Source organism: Microbacterium sp. B35-30, from assembly GCF_010634855.1.
Taxonomy (GTDB): domain Bacteria; phylum Actinomycetota; class Actinomycetes; order Actinomycetales; family Microbacteriaceae; genus Microbacterium.
The window spans coordinates 15,071-34,594 of record NZ_MWLQ01000037.1 but is presented as its reverse complement, the minus strand read 5'-3'; the positions used below and the strand labels follow the sequence as shown (position 1 = coordinate 34,594).

Here is a 19,524-nt window from a genome sequence, read left to right as displayed (position 1 = left end):
CCGCCGGCATCCGTCATCGCTTCCGGAGCCGGACGGCGACGAAGGCCGCGCACGCGAAACCGGTGAGACCGCCGATCGCCAGCGCCACCCTCCCGCCCTGAGCGTCGATCACCCATCCCATGAGCAGGGCGCCGAACGGGACCATGCCGTAGGCGCCGAGCGTCACGAGCGACATCGTCCGGCCGATCTGGTCGGGAGCGACGCTGACCTGAGCGGCCGCGTTGAGGATGCCGTGGTAGTACCCGACGCCGAGGCCGAGCAGCGGCCCGAGCGCGAGCAGGATGGCCAGCGTGGGCGCCGCGGCGTTCATCAGCAGGGCCGCTCCGAGTCCCCCGCACGCGACGATGAGCGAGCGCACCGTGACGCGATCGCGGCCGGCGGCGAGGACGCCGCCCACGATGGCGCCCAGGGCGTTCAGCGTGTGGGTCGCCCCGACCGCCGTCGCGTCGCCGCCGAAGGTGAGGCTCACGGTCGCTGTCAGCACGAGCATGAGGTTGAGCGCCAGCAGGGCCACGAGCGCGTTGACGATGAGCAGCGTCACCAGTTCGCGGCTGAAGAATGAGGAACGGATGCCGCGTCCTGGCCGCTCCGCCCGCCGAGGACGCGGAAACAGCCGCGCCGGGCGGATGGCCGCGATCGATGCGAAAACCAGCAGGAACGACGCCGAGTTGATCAGCATGCAGGCCGTCGCCCCCAGTCCCTGGAAGGCGATGCCGGCAAGTCCTGGGCCGATGGAACGCGCCGAGGCGAGCGCGATGGTGCTGAGCGAGACCGCGCGGCCGAGGGTCTCCGGTCCGACGATCTCGAAGATGATCGACTGCGCCGCGACCCTCTCGAACGCGTGCACCGTGCCGAGCGCGGCCACCAGTGCGTAGATCGCCACGATCGGCGGCTCGGAGGCGAGGGTCACGAACGCGAGGCCCGCCACAACGAGCGCCGATGCGAGTGAGGTCACGAGCAGAATCGTGCGCGGTCGCACCCGATCTGCGAGGCGGCCGGCCGGAATACTCAGCACGAGCAGCGGCAGGAACTGCGCGACGGTCACACCGCTGAGCGCCTGGGCGCTGCCGGTCGCCTCGAGCACGACGAGCGACAGCGCGAGGTTCTGAAACCACGTGCCGGTGTTCGAGATCACCTGGCCGCTGAAGTACAGCGAGAAGCGTCGGTTGCCGAACGGCTCGAAGACGCGCATGCGCGGCGTCCGGCTCATCGGTTGGCCGGAACGCGCTCCCGCACGAAGTCCGCGATCCGCTCTCGCACGTCGCCTGTCGCACGTGGGTCGGCGTTGCTGGCGCGGATCTCGAGAACCGGGATGCCGCGCTCCTCGAGCGCCGCAGTGATGACGCCGGGCGCCGGGGTGTCGTCGGCGACGAGGTGAACCACACCGTCGACGCCGTGGGCGAGCGCCTCTTTCACGTACCACGAGGACGACATCGGCGGCACGTAGAGCAGGTCGGTCAGCCCCACGAAGCGCGCGGCGAGCGTCCTCACTGGATCGTCACCGTACCGGGCATAGCCGTCCGCGGCGATCGCGAGATACATCGACCACACGAAGACCGCGCCGAACTGGTCCTGGAACGAGCGGTACATCTCCAGGTCGGACCACAGGCCGCGGCCGATCCACATCAGGCGACGCCGTTCACCCGGGAAGACGGCGTGGCCCTGGTCGATGCGGCGTGCGACTTCGTCATGAAGGCGCCTCGCTGCGGCCGCCGCCCACGGGGTGCCGCGATGCCACTGCGGCACCATGACCGCCGGGATGATGTCGGTCACGGCGACCGGAAGCGGCCGGGCAGTCGCCAGCAGGTCGCGCGTGCGACGATTCCACTCGGCCTGCTCGTTGGCGAGCGCCATGATGCCGGTGAGCTCTTCGAGGTCGAGGGTGCGACCGACGCGCTGCTCGAGCGTGGCGGCCAGCATCCGGATCTCGCCCTCCAGCAGATCGATGCGGGCCGCCCCGAAGACCTCCTCCCAGTCATGCGCCACGCGGTCCCACCAGCCCGCAGGCGCCGGCACGGCGGCGGTGCGCGAGAGCAGGAAGGTCTCGGTGCCCGGGCGGCGACCCCACTGCTCGAAGATCTTGTGCGTGACGTCGCCGCTGCGCTCGGCGATCGCGAAGCGCGGCTCGGGCAGCCCGCCCCACGGCGCGTGGCCGGCGGCGAGCTCCTGCGCGCCGAGGGGCAGCACGTCGTACTGGCGGCTGTCATCGGGCAGGCCCCGCGTGGCGACGGCGGCGAGGCTGGCGGCTCCCGCGCGCTTGGCGGAGATGATCGACGACCACCACTGATTCACGACATACGGGATGCCGAGAGCGCGCAGCAGCTCGTGCGGGGCATCTGCGTTCGCCAGCGCGATCGGCTCGCCCTCGCGCGAGCGGTCGGCGAGGCCCAGGAACCACTCCTTCTGGAACGCCGTCGCGGCGGCGGCACTCTCGAGGCGCGGCGAGCCCACGGGACGAGGATCGCTCATGCCGGCACCGCCTTCTCGACGATCTCGCGCACGAGCTCTCGGGCCGCTCCGACCTCGTCGCCGGGCGCCACGCGGACGCTGACGAAGGCGGTGCCCTCGAGCGCGGCGCGTTGATCGGCGAGGTCCCAGAGAGGGGCTTCGTCGAGCTCGCGGATGATCGCGGCCACCGCGTGCGCGCCCGCCGCGCGTGCGACGTCGCGAGTGAACGCGGCGCGCACCGCGCCGGACGTGGTGGCCGAGGTGGTGACACGCGCGAAGTGGGCGTCGATCAGTCCTTCGAGCACGTGTTCCGTGGTCTCGCCGCGCACCGAATCGCCCAGCCACGCGGCATCCCCGGTGTCGTGGTCCTCGCTGACGATCACGCAGCGTGCGTCGCTCTCCAACTCGCTGTAGACGGCCGCGTCGGGGTGGGACGAGCCGGTCACGTGCACCCTGATCGCACCCGACGGCACCGTCGCCGCCTGCCCCCCCGTGGCGTCGAGACGCGTCACGGCGTCCTCGGGCGTCAGACGTGCAGCGTCCTGCATCGCGTCGAGCGCATCAGCGCCCGCACACTGCGAGGGGTGGGCCCGGCGCCGGGCGCGCAGCCGTCGCAGCGCGTCGCCGAGGGCCGCCTCAGCGTCGGCCGCAGCGGCGAGGGATGCCGCATCCAGCGTGCGTCCCGTCACGGCGGCGCAGAACGCGGCGAGCTCCTCGAGCTGGAACCGCGCGAAGCGGCGCGCGGGCTCGGAGGCCTCTCGTGGCATGTCGAGCAGGTGCACCGGCAGCCCAGCCGCGGTGGCACGCAGCACATAGAAGAGGCGCAGGTGCGCCTGGGAGTCATTGCACACGATGAGCGCGTCCGGCGAGTGCGCGTCGCCGCGCAGCTCGGTGAGCAGGCGCGCCACGGCGGCATCCGTCGCGCCGAGAAGCTGCTGGGCGTCGGGGTCGATGACCCCGGTCCACGAACCGGTCAGCCGCTGGGGGCGCGCTCCGAGCGCGAGGAGCAGCTGACGCGGCACATCGTTGCCCACGACGCCGATCACGGGTGCGCTCGCCGTCACAGCACCCCGTCCTGCCGCAGCTGCGCCACACGCTCGGCGTCGTAGCCGAGGAGGTCCCCGAGCACGTCGTCGGTGTGCTGGCCCAGACCGGGCGCGGGCTTGGAGAGGTCGGCGCGGCTGCGCGAGAACACCATCGGAAGCCCGGTGCCGTACAGGCCCTCGAAGTGACCGAACTGCGGGTGCACGAGGGGGACGACCTCTCCGCGGCCGGTGACGATGTCGTCGCGCACGGCGGTCGCGGTGTCGCGCACCGGAGCGGCCGGGACGCCGTTGTGCTCGAACGCCGACAGCACCTCGGCCGACGATCGGTTGCGGGCCCACTCGCTCACGAGGGCATGCAGTTCGTCGGCGTTGTCGACGCGCGCGTCGCGCGACGAGAACCGCGGATCCTCGATCAGCTCGGCCTGCCCGATCGCGGTGAGGGTCCCCTCGGCGAAGGCGTCGGTGGGGGCGCAGATCGCAAACCAGCCGTCGACCGACTGGAACGTGCCGAACGGTGCGAGGCGGGGCACGACCGCGCCCGTCCGCAGCGGGAAGCCGACCGACTCCAGGGCATCGAACGGCTCGCACGCGACGAGCGACGTGAGGCTGCCGAGCATAGAGACGTCGACGTGCTGACCTTCGCCGGTGCGCTCGGCGTCCATCACGGCGGCGAGGGTCCCGATCACCGCGAACAGCGGCGCGACCAGATCGCCGATCGGCAGACCGAACCGCACCGGCGCGTCACCCGGCTCGCCGGCGGTCATCATGACGCCGCTCAGCGCCTGGATGATCGTGTCCATCGCCTTGCCCTCGCCCGGCACGCCCTGCGCGCCGAAGCCGCTGATCGAGGTGTAGACGATGCGCGGGTTGATCTGCTGCACGGCGGCGAAGTCGATGCCGAGGCGCCGTGTCACGCCGGCGCTGTAGTTCTCGACGACGATGTCGGCATGGCGGACGAGGTCGAAGAACACCTCCCGGCTGGCGGCGTGCTTGAGGTTGAGCGTGATGCTCTCCTTGCCGCGACCGCGCGCCATCATCGACACCGACATGTCGTCAGGACCGGTGCGCCGCAGCTGCAGTCCGTCGGCGGTCACGTACGGCGAGTTGTTGCGCGACGAATCGCCGCCGCGCTCAGGGTTCTCGACCTTGATGACGCGCGCACCCAGGCTCGCCAGCAGCAGCGTCGCGTAGGGTCCCGCGAGCGCGGTGGTCAGGTCGATCACGGTCTTGCCCGCAAGCGGGGCGTCAGGATGGCTCATCGTGTGCTCTCCCCCGCGCGGACGACGAGTCGATCGCCGTCCCACGCGAGCTCAGTGGTGAAACCGGCTTGTGCCGTGATCGTGCGCAGGTACTGGGCGACCTGCTCGCCGCGGTCGGAGCGCCCGACGGGCACGGGGCGCGCCTCGTCGTCGATCCAGCACGGCAGAAGCGCGGCGCTCACCTCGCCGTCCTCGACGACCAGTTCGGCGATCGCGGTGTGCCGGCTCTCGGGGTGGAACGGATAGTCGGGCATCGCGGCATCCGGTTCGAAACCGAACAGGCGCCGGCGTTGCCGCGCCCATGCCACGCGCTCGGGCGACCCCTCCGCCGACACCGAGAGCGCGCGCGTCACTGTGGCGAAGTTGCCCAGGCCGTGGAAGATCGGTCGGTCGCGGTAGACCTCCACGCCCTTCGCGATGTGCGCATGGTGTCCGACCACCGCGTGGGCTCCGGCATCCACCACGGCATGGGAGATCTCGATCTCGTAGTCGGCGATGTCGACGGGAACGTGGACGAGGCCCTTGTGCAGCGCGACGACGACGACGTCGGCGTGCGCGGCCGCGACATCGACTGCTTCGCGCAGGCGGCCCAGACTCGTGGACTCTGCATAGGTTCGCACGCGGGGCGGTCCGCCCGGGTTCGCGCCCCGCACCTCGTAGTGCGTGATCACCTCGACGTATGCGGCGCCCGGCTTCAGGCTCGAGGCCCACGTTTCGCGGGGACCGACGCAGTTGACGCTCAGCACCGCGATGCGGGTGCCGTCCACGTCGGTGATCGCCGGCGTGAGCGCCTCGTCGAGGCTGTCACCGACTCCCACCGTGCGGAGCCCCCGCTCGGCGCAGTGGCGCACGGTGCCGCGGATGCCCTCCGGACCGAAGTCGTAGACGTGGTTGCCGGCGAGGGTCAGGATGCCGAACCCGGCGTCGGCGAGGGCGTCCAGGGCCGACGGCGGCCCGGGCAGTGCCGGGACATCCGTCGTCTGCACCACAGCCCCATCGACGTCGGCATCGAGATGCGGGATCTCGAGCTGCCCGATGAGCAGGTCACTCTCCCGCAGCAGGTCGCGGGCCGGCGCGAGGAGCGGGCGGGCGTCCTTGCGCTCGAGCACGAGGTCGCCGACGGCACGGATCGTGGTCACGCGCCCACCTCGCGCGCCGGCGTCGCCGCCGTGCGCGTCAGGAACGTCCGCAGTCGCGTCGACCGCGGAGCATCGAAGAACTCCGTCGACGGGCGGTCTTCGATCACCTGCCCCTCCGCCATGAACACGCACCGGTCGGCGACGTGACGGGCGAAGTCGAGCTCGTGCGTGACGACGATCATCGTCATGCCCGACTCGGCGAGATCCTTCATCACCTGCAGCACCTCGTCGACCAGCTCCGGATCGAGCGAGCTCGTCGGCTCGTCGAAGAGCAGGATGCGCGGGTTCGTGGCCACCGCGCGCGCGATCGCCACCCGCTGCTGCTGTCCGCCCGACAGCTGACGCGGGTGCGCCTGCGCCTTGTCGGCAAGCCCGACCCGGGCGAGCAGCTCCATCGCGCGGGCCTTCGCCTCGGTGGGAGGCACACCGTGAACCTTGATCGGCGCCTCGGTGATGTTGCGCAGCACCGTCCAGTGCGGGAACAGGTTGAACTGCTGGAACACCATGCCCATGCGACGCTGCTGCCGCTTCACGTCGGCGTCGGTGAGGGGACGGATGCCGTCACGATGGCGTTCGTAGCCGAGCAGCTCGCCGTCGAGATACATCGCTCCACCCTCGATCGACTCGAGCTGGTCGATGCAGCGCACGAGCGTGGACTTGCCCGACCCCGAGGGCCCGAGCACCGCGACGACCTCCTGCGCGTGCACCTCGAAGTCGACGCCGTCGAGGGCGACGTTGTCGCCGTACTCCTTGCGTACACCGACGACCTGCAGCACGGGCGTCACGCTCGTGTTCTCGGCGGTCATGCCACCGCCTCCGTCCGCTCGACGACGCGGCGGGCGACGGCGGCTCGCGACATGCCTCTGCTGAAATGCCGCTCCACCCTGCGCTGCACGAGCGTCAGGGCGGTGACGACCACGAGATACCAGATGACAGCGACCATCAGCATGGGCACCACTTCGTACGTGCGGTTGTAGATGACCTGCACCGAGTGCAGGAGGTCCCCCATCGCGATCACGCTCACGAGCGACGTTCCCTTCATGAGCGCGATCACCTGCGATCCCGTCGGCGGGATGATGACGCGCATCGCCTGCGGCAGCACGACGCGTGTGAACGAGTGCCAGCGGCTGAAGCCCATCGCGGCCGCCGCATCGCGCTGGCCGGAGTCGACCGACAGGATGCCGGCGCGGATGATCTCGGCCATGTACGCCGCCTCGTGGAGCGAAAGGCCGATGATCGCGGCAGTGAGCGGCGTGATGAGGTCGTTCGTCGGCCAGCTGAAGAGGTCCGGACCGAACGGGACCCCGACGGCGAGGCGCGGCAGCAGGTACGCGAGGTTGTACCAGAAGATCAGCTGAACCAGCGGCGGAACCCCGCGGAACACCCCGACGAACACGATGCACGCCCACCGCAGCGGCGCGAACTCGGTGAGCTGCCCCGCCGCCAGGGCGGTGCCCAGGAGCGAGCCGAGCACCATGGCGACGATCGTGAGCATGATCGACATGCCCAGCCCCATGAGCACGCTCGGGTTGAAGAGGTACTCCGCGACGACCGGCCAGTCGAACCGCTCGTTCGTGACGAGGAAGACCACGATCTGCACCGTGACGAGCGCCAGCAGGATGCCGACCACCACCCGCCACGGATGGATCCGACGTCGTGCGCGCGCGGCGTCGATGGATCTGTCGGCCGAGGGGTTGCGCACCGGCTGCGTGGTGAGGTCTGTCATCGTCACTCGCTGGTCATCGGGTTGAGGGTGGGTGCGTCGACAGCGGCGTCCTCGATCCCCCACTCGGTCATGATCCGCTCGTACTCGCCGTTCTCGAAGATCGCCTCGAAGGCGGCGAGCATGGGTTCTGCCAGCCCGTTGCCCTTGGGCATGAACATCGCGAGCTGGTCGACGCCCGCGCCCTGCTCGTCGGACTGGATGATGAACTCGTACGTGTCGGGGTCGGAGGCCTGCAGGTCGATCGCGGCGGACTGCGTCGTGCCGGCGTAGTCGGCGCGGTCGGAGTTGACCGCGAGGAACGTCGCGTTGCTGTCTTCGAGGCCGATGAACTCCGCGGGGTCCAGCCCCTCCTCGGCGCACCATTCGTTGTACCGGGCGAGCTGGCTCTCGGTGACCGACCCGGTGACACCCGCGACCCGCGCGCCGCACAGGGCCTCCGGATCGCTCAGCTCGTCGGCGCGCTCGGCGAGGTACACGTACGACGTGCGCGTGGTCATCCACACCACGGCATCGAACTCCGCCTCGCGCTCGGGCGTGGTGCGGACCGGTCCGTTGAACGCATCGAAACGGCCCGACAGCATGCCGGTGAGCATCGCATCGAGGCCGGAGGCGGTGATGATCTCGAACGGCACGCCGAGCTGCTCCGAGAGCGCGACCTGCAGGTCGGGGTCGATGCCGGTGATCTCGCCACCCTCCTCGATGGTGCGGTACGGAGGGTGCGTGTCGCCGGCGATCTTGATGGCGCCGGCCTCCTTGATCGCGTCGGGCAGCTGGTCGTACAGCGGCGCTTCGGTCGCGGCTTCGGTCTCTGCCGGCTCGGCTTCCGGAGCCGCCGACGAGCAGCCGGCGACGAGGCCGAGAACGAGAAGCGGGGCGAGGGCGATAAGGCTCTTGGTGGTGCGCATGAGGACTCCACATCGTTGTGCAGATCGGGTCGGTGTCAGTCGATCACCGTGGATAACATCATAAAAGTTGATGATTGAAGATTTCAACTATCAATCTCGACATACCTGATTGACGCTCGCGGGACCGTCGGGCTAGCGTGCCGAATATCAACCTGCATGATATTTCTTCGAAGGGGAAGAATCCATGGCCCACCTCTCTCTTCACCCGGAGGCAGGAGCTTCGCCGAAGGCACGGCGCACGCGACTTGCACCCACCTGGCTGATCGGCGCCGTCACCGCGGCCCTCGCGCTGGCGCTGTGTCCCGTCCCTGCGACGGCGGCGACCGCCCAGCCGACCGCGGCTGACGCGACCGATCGGGCATCTGGGCTTCCGCCGGGCATCCCTGCTGCCACCACCGCGCCGGAGCCCACGCTCCCCCGCGCCGAAGGCTGGGCGTTCTCGGAGCAGTTCCCGCGCACGTCGGGAACCGGACGCTACGACGCCGGCGCGTTCCTGTGGACGGACTGGCTGTACGACGACATGGGCCGCGGCGACTTCACCTACGCATCGCCGGACGCGGGAGCCAACGGCGCGGACGTGTTCCGGGCCGCGATCGCGGGCGACGCGACGCACACCTACTGGCGCGTCGACTGGAACACGCTCATCGACCCCGCCGTCCCGGTGGCGACGTGGGCATTCGACACGGACGCCGATGTGGCGACGGGGACCGCCTCGTGGCCCGCCGACGCCGGAGTCGCATCGGCGGGCGTCGAAACAGCCATGATCGTGTCGTCGCGCGGTGCGTGGCTCATCGACGCGGAGACGGGAGCCCGCACCGATCTGACGGCGTCGGGTGCGACCGTGACGGTGGACGACGCCGCTCGATCGTTCGTCGTCGCCGTGCCCCGCACGCTGATGCACGCCGACGACACGTGGACGGTGCGGCTCGCGGCGGGCGTCGCGAACGCGTCCGGCGACGGCTTCGCACCCGCTCCGCAGGCGGCCGACGGCTCGCGCGTGTACAACGCGGCCTTCCGAGACCGCGATGACGAGGCGTTCCTCGCGGGTGGGTGGACCGACTCCTCGACGCGATGGAACAACGGCGCCCAGTCCGATGCCCTGAGCGCCGGTGACGTCAGCGACTTCGCCGCCGAGCTGGATTGGAGCCGCATCGCCCAGCAGGCCTCGACGGCGGAACCCGCTCCCACCGGATACTCGACGCGCTGGTACGTGTCGTCGCTCGACCTCGGGCAGGGACTCGACCCGCAGGCGCGTTTGACCTACGGTCCGGCGCTGCGAGGGCCCTCCTTCTTCGGTCGAGTCCAGCCGTACACGGTGTACGTGCCGACCGGTTACGACGCCGACGAGCCCGCGCCGCTCACCCTGCTGCTGCACTCGGGCGATCGCAACCACAACGGCTTCGGAGGCACGACCCAGGAAGACGTATACGGGCCTATGTGCGAGGACCGTGGCTCGATCTGCGTGACCCCGCTCGGCCGCGGAAACACCACCTGGTACATCAACGAGGGCGAGTTGGACGTCTGGGAGGTCTGGGGCGATCTCGCCCGGACCTACACCCTGGACCCGGATCGCACGGTCATCGGCGGGTGGTCCATGGGCGCGGTGGGCGCGACCCGCATCGCCACCAACCATCCCGACCTGTTCGCGGCGACCGTCATCGTCTCGGGCGCGGGCTACTACGACACGCAGGGCAGGCGCGACCAGGCGGGCGACGAGAGCCGGATGGAGAACCTCCGCAACCTCGTGACCTTCATGGACTCCGGATCCCGCGACGTCGCGCTCAACAACACGCGCCGCTGGGATGCCGCAGCCGACGCCGCCGACGTCCGCTATCGGGCGAACTACTACGAGAACGCGGACCACGGCCAGCTCGGGCAGTGGCTCGGCTGGAGCGATGCCGCGGAGTACGTGGAGCAGCATCCGGAACGTGAGCACTCCCCCGCACAGGTGTCGTTCCGCTGGGAGCCGGGGGACGCCCGGCCCGACCTCGGGATCACGGTCGACCGCGCGTACTGGCTGACCGGCCTCGCCGTTCGCGACGCATCCGCCCGATGGAGCCGCGTCGAGGCGACGTCGCACGCCCTGGCCACGACTTCGACCGAAGCGGTGCTGACGGATCAGATGCAGGTCATCGACGGCCGCAACGTGCAGGTGCGCGACCAGGCCTGGGTGCCCACCGGTGAGCAGGAGCCGCGCAACGCCCTCGATCTGTCGACAGAGAATGTGGCGAAGCTGCGCGTGGAGCTGGATCGCGCGGGCCTCGACCCGGCGGCACCTGGCGAGCTGAGTGTCACGGCGGACGGCGAGGTCACGATCCAGCTCACCCGCGACGGCGCGACCCGCGTCGCGCATGTCTCCGCCGGCACCCATCGCCTGTCGAGTCCCGAAGCTCCGGCAGACGTGACGGCTGTCGTCGCCGGCCGAGCGGTTCGCGTCACCTGGACGACCGCTGCATCCGATCTGCCGCTCGACGGCTACATCGTCCGCGACGCGTCGGGCGAGATGGTGTGCGAGACACGCGCGACGACGTGCCGGCTCGCCGGCGACCGCGACGACTCTCAGGAGTACACCGTGACCGCGGTCAGCATCCTGGGGCCGTCCGAGCCGGCGACGGCATCCTGGCGGTGACGCGGCGGCTACGGCCCGGCGCGTGACGCAGGAGGGCAGGCCTTGGGTTCTGGGACTGCCCTCCTGGTCGCGGTCGTCTACGCGCCCCCGGTCGTTGAGCGAGCGAGGAACGAGCGAGACGAGACGCGGTTCCTGATCCCCGGTCGTTGAGCGAGCGAGGAACGAGCGAGACGAACCGCGCGCACCCGACGCACACGCCCGGTCGTCGTTGAGCGAGCGAGGAACGAGCGAGACGAAACGCGCGCACCCGGCGCACACGCCTCCGGTCGTTGAGCGAGCGAGGAACGAGCGAGACGAAACGCGCGCACCCGGCGCACGCCTCCGGTCGTTGAGCGAGCGAGGAACGAGCGAGACGAAACGCGCGCACCCGGCGCACACGCCTCCGGTCGTTGAGCGAGCGAGGAACGAGCGAGACGAAACGCGCGCACCCGGCGCACACGTCGGTGGGCCGGTTCGGTTCCTCCACAGGCGCCTCTCGCGGGTCGCTTCACCGGGTTATCCACAGCACGGTTTCAGCCTTTGACCTGGGTGTTTGAATGTCGGTGACCCTCGCCAGAATGAGGGTATGACAAACCTCGCCGACGCTCTCACAGAGCTCGGCGACGCGCTCGCGAAAGTATCCGCGGCGGCGTTCGCCGACGGTGGGTTGCGGGACTCCGACGACGCCGAAGTGCTTGGAGCGCTCGCGACGGCGGGCCGGATCCGGCGTGCTGCCGAAGCGGTCATGGTCGAGGCGGTCGCGGTGATCGTGGACCGTGACCGTGGCGTCGGTCACGCCGACCGCATCACGACGCGGTACGGATGCCGCAACATGAGCGAACTCGTGCAGCGCGCGACGCGCGGCTCGGGGCGGACGGCGTCCGACATGATCGCCGCAGCGAACGCGGTGCAGCAGTCTGTCGCGTTGTCCACCGGTGAGGTGCTGCCGGCGGAGTTTCCGGGTCTGCGCGCCGCCCTGAGCGCGGGTCAGATCGGGCTCGACGGGATGATCGCGGTCACCGGCGCGTTCCGCGGCTGTCAGACCGGCCGGGCCGGCATGCTCGCCGCCGACGCTGAGTTGGCCTCCGCCGCGTGCGGCGAGGGGGTGGATGCCGCACCGCCGGCGTCGGCGGATGAGCTGCGCGCCCTGGCGCAGGTGTGGGCGGCGTACCTCGACCAGGACGGTGCCGAACCCGAAGACACCCGCGCGCTCCGCAAGCGTGGCATCACGGTGGGTCGTCGCGGCGACGACGGTCTGGTCCCCCTCCGCGGACGCCTGCTCCCCGAACTGGCCGCGCAGCTGCAGCTCGGGCTCGACAGCGTTCTCAATCCGCGCGTGGACGGCGCACCGGCACCAGGGCCCTGCTTCGTCGAGGATCCGGACCGCGATCCATGGGAGCCCTTGGCGTCGGCTGCTGATCAGCGCAGCCACGCCCAGAGGCAGCACGACGCGTTCGCGGTGCTGCTCACCGCCGCCGCGGCATCCGGCGAACTGCCCACCCTCGGCGGGGCGGCGCCCACCCTGGTCGTGTCGGTGCGGGCGGAAGACTTCGCCGCCGGCCACGGTCGCGCCCACCTCCCCGGCGACGACCAGCCGGTCCCGCTCGCGGTCGCACGTCACATCGCGTGCACCGGCAGCATCCAGCGCGTCGTGCTGGGCGAGAACGGGCGGATCGTGTCGATCACGACCCTGGACCGCATCTTCAACCACCACCAACGCAAAGCGATCACCCTCCGCGACGGCGGCTGCCTCATCCCCGGTTGTCACGTGCCCCCGCAATGGTGCGAGCTCCACCATGTCGAAGAGCACTCCCGCGGCGGCCCCACACACACCGACAACGGGGTCTTGCTCTGCTGGTTCCATCATCGGACGATCGACACCGGCGGATGGCAGATCCGCATGGTCGGCGGCATCCCATATGTGAAGGGCCCGTACTGGTGGGACGCGCAGGTGAAGTGGCGACCCGCCACGAAGTCCCCTACCCGAAGACGCGACCTCATCGCCCTGCGCACGTGAACTTGGAACGCCGAGTTCTGTTGTCCAGAGCGCGCAGGCGGATCGCCCAGCGAGGGCAGCCGTCATCGACAGGACGCCGTTCAGATCACAACGCCGACGGCCTCGCGGTCATCACCGCCGTCGATGACGACCATCATCGATGAGATCTTCACTGATTTGCGGTGTGCGACGTTCAATGAACAAAGCGCCGCGGAGTCGCGGCGCGTGCTTGGAGCAACACGTGACATCGCCGTCCGATCTTTCTGCGGTCCCGATCATCTGCCTCGTGATCGACTCAGCCGTCGTGCACGCGCGATGGTACGCACCATGCCCGCCGTTGACACGATCGGCCGGGCCACAATTTGCGGGCGCTTCATGACCGACCGCCCCTCACTGCAAAGGATCCCCGTATGTGCGATGTGATTGATCACGCTATAGCTCGCCTGCCTGAGACGTCACGGCGCCGATTTCTGCAGACCATGGGAGCGTCGGCGGTCGTCGGCGGCTTGTCTCTGGTAGCCGCCACGCCGGCCGCCGCTGCGACTGGCGGGGGGCAGACGAGCACGTCACGCTTCCGGACGAAGCTGGTGCTTCTGGGGACCGGAGGTGGGCCGACGCTGCTCAGTGAGGGCAGGGCGGGTATCTCTACCGCGGTCGTGTATGACGGAGCCGTCTACCTGGTAGACCTTGGGCACGGTGCCCACATGCAATTGACCAAGGCCGGTCTCGCCGGAGAAGGCTTCGGCGGTCGCTCATTGACGAACGTACGCAGCATCCTCTTCACCCACATGCACTCCGATCACGTGGCAGAGTGGCCGGCGACGTACTCAACTGGAATGACCAACCGCGTGGGGGCCACGAGTGACCCGATCCGCGTCTTCGGACCTGGCGATCGCGAAACGCTGCCGCGGGTGTTTCCACCGAACCGTCCCACGCCGGCGGTCGTCAACCCGGAACGACCATCGCCCGGGATCTCGGGAATGACCGGATACCTCGACCAGGCGTTCGCAGCAGACTTCAACGACCGCATCCGCGACAGCGGCGCCCCTGGGCCGTGGCCGTACTTCAGCATGACCGACATCGACATCTCCGGCATGTGGGCTGTGGATGAAGCCGGGATCCCGCCCAGGGTTTCACCATTCGCGATCTGGCAGGACGGTGAAGTACGCATCACCGCAACCATCGTTGATCATCGGCCCACCGCGCCTGCATTCGCTTTCCGGTTCGACACGCCCGACGGGTCGGTGGTGGTCTCGGGCGACACCGCACCGAGCGCCAATCTGATCGAGCTTGCGCAGGGAGCGGACTACTTAGTCCACGAGGTCATCGACCCTGCATTCGCAGATCAACTCGCCGCAGTGGTCGGAGGTCCTGCAGGACAGGCGCTCAAAGCACACCTGCTCGTGTCGCACACCACCATCGAGCAGGTGGGTCGAGACGTTGCTGAGCCAGCGGGAGTGAAGACGCTCGTTCTGTCGCACATTGCGCCGAGCAATGCCGACGTGAAGCGCCTTCGGGCCGCGAAGCAGGGCTTCAGCGGCGATCTGATCATCGGCGAAGACCTGATGCAGATCGGAGTCGGTGCGCGCTCCTAGCATTCAGCGAGCCGCCGCGCTCATTCAAACCAGAGCTGCCTCCCAGTCAGTTTCGGCCCGCTGAGGGATCCCTCCCTCCGCGGGCCGGAAGATTCTGTTCCTCTGCCCCGTGGAGATTGGCCGGGTCGCGTTGCGGGCTTGGTCCTCTACTCCTCAGTTCGCCGGGATGCCAATGGCAGACTCGTGTCATGGAATGATCCTCGAGTGACGAATGACTTCCGGGCCAGGTTGCGAGCCATCCCGAGCCTGACCGGGTCGGCGCCAGGTCTGGACACCGCAGCGTTACGCGCGGATCCTGCTGCACAGTTCGTCGACTGGCTTGATGACGCGGTCCTCGCGGACGTACCCGAGCCGCTCGCCATGACACTGTCGACGATCGGCGCCGATGGGATGCCAGACGCGAGGACACTGATCCTCAAAGACGTCGACGCCCGCGGGTGGGCCTTCGCCGGCCGGGGATCGAGCCGGAGCGGTGCACAGCTTGCCGCGAACCCGGTGGCGGCTCTCACGTTCTGGTGGCAGCCGATGGTGCGTGCCGTGCGGGTGCGCGGGCGTGTCGTCCGTGCGACGCGAGCAGAGAGCGAGGCAGACCTTCTTTCGCGCAGCGCAGCGGCGCGGGCGGGTGTCCCCTCCGAGGACTGGACCCTGTGGCGCCTCCAGCCCACGCGGGTCGAGTTCTGGCAAGGATCAACCGATCGCCGACACACGCGCATCGTCTACCACCTCAACGGCGACGGATGGTTGATGGATATCGCTCCAGGCGGCGACTCGTCAGAACACTCTTCCTGAGAGTTGTCGACAAAGAAGCCAACTGTCCACAGCGGGTCCGTCAGCGCACTCCCGACAGTTGCGGGTGATGTTCGCTGAGCGGTGGCGTTTCTCGTCCGTCGGCCTGCTACGGTCTGGTTCAGCTGGTTGCGGCACGTGTGGCGCCGTCGGCCTCGGAGTGTGAAACGGCGTGTTCGGCAGCCCGGCTGACGTTCTCCCAGGCAGCCCACGTTGCGATGCGCTGCTCAGCTATCTGCTGTGCGAGGTCATAGACCATGCTTCCGAGCAGCAACCGGAGCGGTGGTGCGTCGCTATCCACCAGGGTGAGCATCGCATCCGCAGCCAGACGAGGCGCGCTGTCGACCGATCCCTCCGCCCACTGCCGCTCGAGTTCGGCCCGCAACGGCGCGTACGGCTCGGACGGACAGGTCGCGGTGATGTTCGAATACAGATCGGTCCAATAGCCGCCAGGCTGCACAATCGTGACCTTCACGCCGAAGGCGGCCGCCTCCGCTGCCAGAGCTTCGCTCATCCCCTCGAGGGCGAACTTGCTCGCGCTGTAGAGCCCCGTGCTCGGGAAGCCGCAGAGGGCCGCGACGCTCGAGATCTGGAGGATGTGGCCCGAGCCCTGCGCGCGCAGGTGCGGCATCACCGCCTGGCTGACCCACAGCGCGCCGAAGAAATTCACTTCGAACTGTGCTCGCGCCTGCTGCTCGGTGAATTCCTCCACCATGCCCATGGACAAGTTGCCTGCGTTGTTGACCACGACATCGAGCCCGCCGAAGCGCTCGACGGCAGCCGCGACGGCGAGGTCGACTGCCCCTTTGTCGGTCACGTCCAGATCCAACGCGTGGACGCGGTCACGGTGATGTGTGGCAAACGTCGCTGCGCTTGCGGTTCGTGCGGTCGCGACGACGCGATCGCCACGGTCGAGGGCCGCCGCCGCGAGAGCATGGCCGATGCCTCGACTCGCGCCGGTGATGAACCACGTGAGCGGTGTCGGGGAAGACTGATTCATGATCACTCCTTGCTGAGACGAGACGGTTCGTCTCGCTAGAGTATGAACCTAACACGGGTTCTCCGTCTTGGCAATACGCAACGTCTCGTCTTGCCATAGACTGCTGACATGCCGAGCCCCGACCCCGCGCGACGTAACGAGAATGCACGCCGAGCCGTTCTCGACGCGACTCTCGATCTGCTGCAGGAAGTGCCGTATCCCCGCATCACGATCGAAGGCATCGCATCGCGCGCCGGCGTCGGGAAGCAGACCATCTACCGGTGGTGGGCGTCGAAGGCGGCCGTCCTGTTCGACGCGTTCCTCCTCCTCAGCGCGCGAGACGGCAGTGACACGCCACAGCTCCCCGATACGGGCGATCTCCAGGCTGATCTCACCCTGGTCCTGCGGGCGACGGTCGTGGAGTTGAATGATCCGCGGCTCTCCGAGCCGATGCGAGCCCTCGCCACGGAGCTTGCCCAGGATGAGAGTCTCGCCGAGGCCTACCATCGACAGCTCGACGCCCCGCTGCGCGAAGCCAAACGACAGCGTCTGCGCGAGGCGCAAGAGGCGGGGCAGCTCGCGGACGACCTCGATCTCGACGTGGCGATCGACATCATCTGGGGGCCGATCCTCAATCGCTGGCTACAGCGGAGCGGCCCCCTGAGCGACGAGTATGTCGACGCACTCCTCCGCACCGCCCTCCGAGGCATGCGGCCCTAGGCGAAATGCGCCAGTCCGGGTGAGTCCACACAGAACCTCCCTATGAGGAAGCCCTAAGCGAGCGTGGCAGGGAGAGCGTTGACAACCTTCTCGCTGCGGGCGCCACGGTTGGTGATGCTCCAGCGGGTCCGCGGGGTCACGCGGTCATAGTGGACCAAAGACGACGGCTGGGTCGGCATCAAGCTCGAGCTGGTCGAGTAGCGGTTCCAACTCTCGTTCCTCGAACCGGAAGTGTGACTCCATGATCGCCGCGAGACCCTCCAAGTGAAGTGCGAGGCTCGCGGGCGATTCGCCGGACCGCGCTGCGCTGTCGAATCCGGTCAGAAGGGAGGCGATCCTTTCGTGGTCTTGCCGGAGCATGCTGACCACGCGTGTTGCTGCGGGGTACTGCTCGACGAGGGCGGGGAACAGCAGCGCGTCTTCTCCTCGGTGATGGCCGTCGAGAGCGAGGCAGAAGCCGTGGCAGTAGAGCAGGAGGTCTCGCGAGGCGTCTGCGACGTCCGCACCATCGCGGGCGGCCAGCTGCGCGGTGCTGAGTGCGAGACGAAGTCGTTCGTGGGCTTGGAGAAGCTGCCGTCGCCATGCGACGAGCCTCGGGATGTCGCTCACGACGATGTCGGTACGAGCTTTCAATGCGACCGCCTTCTACGCGCGCCGAGCTGACCATGGGTCCACCCAGCGCGCTCCCAGCCTAATTGGCCACTCGACTGAGACTTCTACCCCTCGTCCTGTTCGGATCCCCGTGCGAGCACAGGCACGATCAGGGACCGCATTCGTGCAAGGAAACGAATGGGGACGTCTCGTGGCGGATCAGGCCGACGGGCATCTCCAAGCTGGCTGGCAACGGACCGTCGCGCGGTCGGATCTAGGGGCGCGAGCGCGCTCATCCCGGCTGTTCCCGCGTGCGATTCAACAGCGGCTCGGGTTCCTCCCGCCGTATCAGTGGCCGGACAGCGCCCTCTTCCAGTGAGGCAGGCGACTGCTAGCCCACAGGAAAAGGGGACTGTCATGGACGAGTTGGGACACGACATCGATGCGCTCGAAGAGCGGATCAAAGTCGCCATCGAGGATTTGAAGAGCGTGGACTCCGGTCTGCTCGAGGCCGTGCTGGAGGACATCCGTCGTCCGGGCTGGACGACCTCCGCCGAGTACGTCTTCGCCTTCGGCATCACCGAGACGCTGATCGAGCATCTGGGCGTCGTCCGGAGGCTGCAGGGCACGCTGATCGCCGGAGCGCGTCGCGTCTCGACTTCGTAGCGCCGGTACCGGCGAACACGTCTCGTGGCCGTTCGGAGGGAACGATGGAACGCTCTCCACTGAACCTGGTGCCTGTTGTTCGGGCGACGATCACGGTTGTCGTCGCCGGATTCATCTTCTTCGCGATGCTGCAGCTGGAAGCGATCCTCAGTGATCCTGAGTCGACGAGTCGCTCGTTCGCGGTGTGGGCGACTTCGGCGACGGTGGGGCTCGTCGCGTGGGTGTTCGTGTTCATCGGCGGGCTAGGCCAATTGCGCGCGCTTGAGGCTCCCTGGAAGCCTGGGGTGCGCTGGCTCCTCATCGCGATCGTCCTCCTTGTGGTGCTCGGCCTAGCTGCGACCGTCTTCCTCACCCTGCTCACCTCGGCCCTGGGCGGTAGATCGTTCAACCCGGGCGTGACCCTGATCGTGCGTATCCTCATGGTCTGCGGTTGGCTGGCGGCGGCTCCGTGGCTGCTCCTTCTCTGGATCACGGATGAAAGAGTGCAATCACTGCGGATCGGAGTGAAGGCGAACGGCACAGGCAGCTTCCGCCCCGCGATCCGGGAACTCGACGCCGTCTGGAAGGCGATCGAACGATCCAGTCTCGCGCTTGGGCTGCTGTTGTCGACGTTGGTCATCAACACCGCCTTCATGAGGAATGTCGCGATCGAAGCCGGCGTCTCACCGAAATCCTTCTCACAGTGGGAGGTCCTCGGCTACGGCGTCTTCTTCATGGTGATCCTCGCCGCCATCCTCATCCCGGTGCTCGTCGCTTGGCGTGAGGCCGGCTTCGAACTCGTCAGCCGAGCGACACCGGACACCGCCTCCGGAGTCCCAGATGAAGCAAGCGCTGCCGCGCGGGAGCGACTGGTGGTGCGCATCGGGATCGATCGATCGTATGTCCGACGACCCATCGCCATACTCGGAGTGCTTTCCCCGTTTCTGACTTCCTTCATCACGGTGCTGATTCCAACAGGATCGTGAGACACAACCTGATCGCAGCGATGCTCCCGGCCCGTGGGCGCCGGCCCAAGATCCTTCAGCGGGCAGCGTCGCCAGACACCCGGATTACGGTTCCG

17 protein-coding genes are annotated in these 19,524 nt (G+C 68.6%); 7 read left to right on the top strand and 10 right to left on the bottom strand.

Translation table 11 applies throughout. The features are described 5' to 3' along the window. Window positions 1-13: 13 nt before the first annotated feature. Genes B2K11_RS17760 through B2K11_RS17725 form a run of 8 tightly spaced genes read right to left on the bottom strand, consistent with a single transcriptional unit; the run spans window position 14 to window position 8,523 of the window. Entirely contained in the window at window positions 14-1,210 is a 1,197-nt protein-coding gene (locus B2K11_RS17760; RefSeq protein ID WP_163620332.1) for an MFS transporter, read from the bottom strand. Next, window positions 1,207-2,469: a 2-hydroxyacyl-CoA dehydratase family protein gene (locus B2K11_RS17755; RefSeq protein WP_163620330.1), complete on the bottom strand. Its 1,263-nt coding sequence runs from the start codon at window positions 2,467-2,469 to the stop codon at window positions 1,207-1,209. The genes B2K11_RS17760 and B2K11_RS17755 overlap by 4 nt, the downstream gene beginning before the upstream one ends. Further along, window positions 2,466-3,512: a 2-hydroxyacyl-CoA dehydratase family protein gene (locus B2K11_RS17750; protein ID WP_163620328.1), complete on the bottom strand. Its 1,047-nt coding sequence runs from the start codon at window positions 3,510-3,512 to the stop codon at window positions 2,466-2,468. Before B2K11_RS17750 ends, B2K11_RS17755 begins: the two co-directional genes overlap by 4 nt. Beyond that, window positions 3,509-4,753 (bottom strand): CoA transferase, encoded by a 1,245-nt coding sequence (locus B2K11_RS17745; protein WP_163620326.1) that lies wholly within the window; start codon window positions 4,751-4,753, stop codon window positions 3,509-3,511. The genes B2K11_RS17750 and B2K11_RS17745 overlap by 4 nt, the downstream gene beginning before the upstream one ends. Continuing rightward, the gene (locus B2K11_RS17740) at window positions 4,750-5,892 is read right to left on the bottom strand and encodes a CapA family protein (protein ID WP_163620324.1); all 1,143 of its coding nucleotides are present in this window, start codon (window positions 5,890-5,892) and stop codon (window positions 4,750-4,752) included. The genes B2K11_RS17745 and B2K11_RS17740 overlap by 4 nt, the downstream gene beginning before the upstream one ends. After that, window positions 5,889-6,698: an amino acid ABC transporter ATP-binding protein gene (locus tag B2K11_RS17735; protein WP_163620322.1), complete on the bottom strand. Its 810-nt coding sequence runs from the start codon at window positions 6,696-6,698 to the stop codon at window positions 5,889-5,891. Before B2K11_RS17735 ends, B2K11_RS17740 begins: the two co-directional genes overlap by 4 nt. Next, window positions 6,695-7,618, bottom strand: a complete 924-nt coding sequence (locus tag B2K11_RS17730) for an amino acid ABC transporter permease (RefSeq protein ID WP_163620320.1) — start codon at window positions 7,616-7,618, stop codon at window positions 6,695-6,697. The genes B2K11_RS17735 and B2K11_RS17730 overlap by 4 nt, the downstream gene beginning before the upstream one ends. Before the next feature lie 2 nt (window positions 7,619-7,620). After that, a complete protein-coding gene (locus tag B2K11_RS17725; RefSeq protein WP_163620318.1) occupies window positions 7,621-8,523 on the bottom strand; it encodes a transporter substrate-binding domain-containing protein in 903 nt (300 codons plus the stop codon). A gap of 184 nt (window positions 8,524-8,707) precedes the next feature. Between B2K11_RS17725 and B2K11_RS17720 the strand changes: the two genes are divergently transcribed. The 4 genes from B2K11_RS17720 (at window position 8,708) to B2K11_RS17705 (ending at window position 15,511) form a co-directional block, all read left to right on the top strand. After that, on the top strand, window positions 8,708-11,152 hold the full coding sequence (locus B2K11_RS17720; protein ID WP_163620316.1) for an alpha/beta hydrolase-fold protein: 2,445 nt from the start codon (window positions 8,708-8,710) through the stop codon (window positions 11,150-11,152). Window positions 11,153-11,717: 565 nt separating this feature from the next. Further along, entirely contained in the window at window positions 11,718-13,148 is a 1,431-nt protein-coding gene (locus B2K11_RS17715) for an HNH endonuclease signature motif containing protein (protein ID WP_163620314.1), read from the top strand. A 683-nt stretch (window positions 13,149-13,831) separates the two neighbouring features. Then, on the top strand, window positions 13,832-14,722 hold the full coding sequence (locus B2K11_RS17710; protein ID WP_204260177.1) for an MBL fold metallo-hydrolase: 891 nt from the start codon (window positions 13,832-13,834) through the stop codon (window positions 14,720-14,722). A 183-nt stretch (window positions 14,723-14,905) separates the two neighbouring features. Beyond that, entirely contained in the window at window positions 14,906-15,511 is a 606-nt protein-coding gene (locus B2K11_RS17705) for a pyridoxamine 5'-phosphate oxidase family protein (RefSeq protein WP_345770791.1), read from the top strand. A 118-nt stretch (window positions 15,512-15,629) separates the two neighbouring features. On the opposite strand, the gene B2K11_RS17700 is transcribed toward B2K11_RS17705, so the two are convergent. Beyond that, the gene (locus tag B2K11_RS17700) at window positions 15,630-16,508 is read right to left on the bottom strand and encodes an SDR family NAD(P)-dependent oxidoreductase (RefSeq protein WP_163620308.1); all 879 of its coding nucleotides are present in this window, start codon (window positions 16,506-16,508) and stop codon (window positions 15,630-15,632) included. Between the two features lie 108 nt (window positions 16,509-16,616). On the opposite strand from B2K11_RS17700, the gene B2K11_RS17695 reads away from it, so the two are divergent. Further along, complete coding sequence (locus B2K11_RS17695; protein ID WP_163620306.1) at window positions 16,617-17,207, top strand: TetR/AcrR family transcriptional regulator; 591 nt, start codon at window positions 16,617-16,619, stop codon at window positions 17,205-17,207. Between the two features lie 144 nt (window positions 17,208-17,351). On the opposite strand, the gene B2K11_RS17690 is transcribed toward B2K11_RS17695, so the two are convergent. Then, window positions 17,352-17,816: a hemerythrin domain-containing protein gene (locus tag B2K11_RS17690; RefSeq protein ID WP_239526224.1), complete on the bottom strand. Its 465-nt coding sequence runs from the start codon at window positions 17,814-17,816 to the stop codon at window positions 17,352-17,354. 399 nt (window positions 17,817-18,215) lie between these two features. Between B2K11_RS17690 and B2K11_RS17685 the strand changes: the two genes are divergently transcribed. Beyond that, window positions 18,216-18,464 (top strand): hypothetical protein, encoded by a 249-nt coding sequence (locus tag B2K11_RS17685; RefSeq protein WP_163620304.1) that lies wholly within the window; start codon window positions 18,216-18,218, stop codon window positions 18,462-18,464. Window positions 18,465-18,508: 44 nt separating this feature from the next. Next, window positions 18,509-19,429 (top strand): hypothetical protein, encoded by a 921-nt coding sequence (locus B2K11_RS17680; RefSeq protein WP_163620302.1) that lies wholly within the window; start codon window positions 18,509-18,511, stop codon window positions 19,427-19,429. The last annotated feature ends 95 nt before the right edge of the window (window positions 19,430-19,524 follow it).

Coding starts and splice junctions, on each gene's coding strand:
- B2K11_RS17695 (WP_163620306.1), top strand. CDS start 16,617: ATGCCGAGCCCCGACCCCGCGCGACGTAACGAGAATGCACGCCGAGCC.
- B2K11_RS17720 (WP_163620316.1), top strand. CDS start 8,708: ATGGCCCACCTCTCTCTTCACCCGGAGGCAGGAGCTTCGCCGAAGGCA.
- B2K11_RS17715 (WP_163620314.1), top strand. CDS start 11,718: ATGACAAACCTCGCCGACGCTCTCACAGAGCTCGGCGACGCGCTCGCG.
- B2K11_RS17710 (WP_204260177.1), top strand. CDS start 13,832: ATGCAATTGACCAAGGCCGGTCTCGCCGGAGAAGGCTTCGGCGGTCGC.
- B2K11_RS17680 (WP_163620302.1), top strand. CDS start 18,509: ATGGAACGCTCTCCACTGAACCTGGTGCCTGTTGTTCGGGCGACGATC.
- B2K11_RS17735 (WP_163620322.1), bottom strand. CDS start 6,698: ATGACCGCCGAGAACACGAGCGTGACGCCCGTGCTGCAGGTCGTCGGT.
- B2K11_RS17755 (WP_163620330.1), bottom strand. CDS start 2,469: ATGAGCGATCCTCGTCCCGTGGGCTCGCCGCGCCTCGAGAGTGCCGCC.
- B2K11_RS17725 (WP_163620318.1), bottom strand. CDS start 8,523: ATGCGCACCACCAAGAGCCTTATCGCCCTCGCCCCGCTTCTCGTTCTC.
- B2K11_RS17730 (WP_163620320.1), bottom strand. CDS start 7,618: ATGACAGACCTCACCACGCAGCCGGTGCGCAACCCCTCGGCCGACAGA.
- B2K11_RS17760 (WP_163620332.1), bottom strand. CDS start 1,210: ATGAGCCGGACGCCGCGCATGCGCGTCTTCGAGCCGTTCGGCAACCGA.
- B2K11_RS17745 (WP_163620326.1), bottom strand. CDS start 4,753: ATGAGCCATCCTGACGCCCCGCTTGCGGGCAAGACCGTGATCGACCTG.
- B2K11_RS17685 (WP_163620304.1), top strand. CDS start 18,216: ATGGACGAGTTGGGACACGACATCGATGCGCTCGAAGAGCGGATCAAA.
- B2K11_RS17700 (WP_163620308.1), bottom strand. CDS start 16,508: ATGAATCAGTCTTCCCCGACACCGCTCACGTGGTTCATCACCGGCGCG.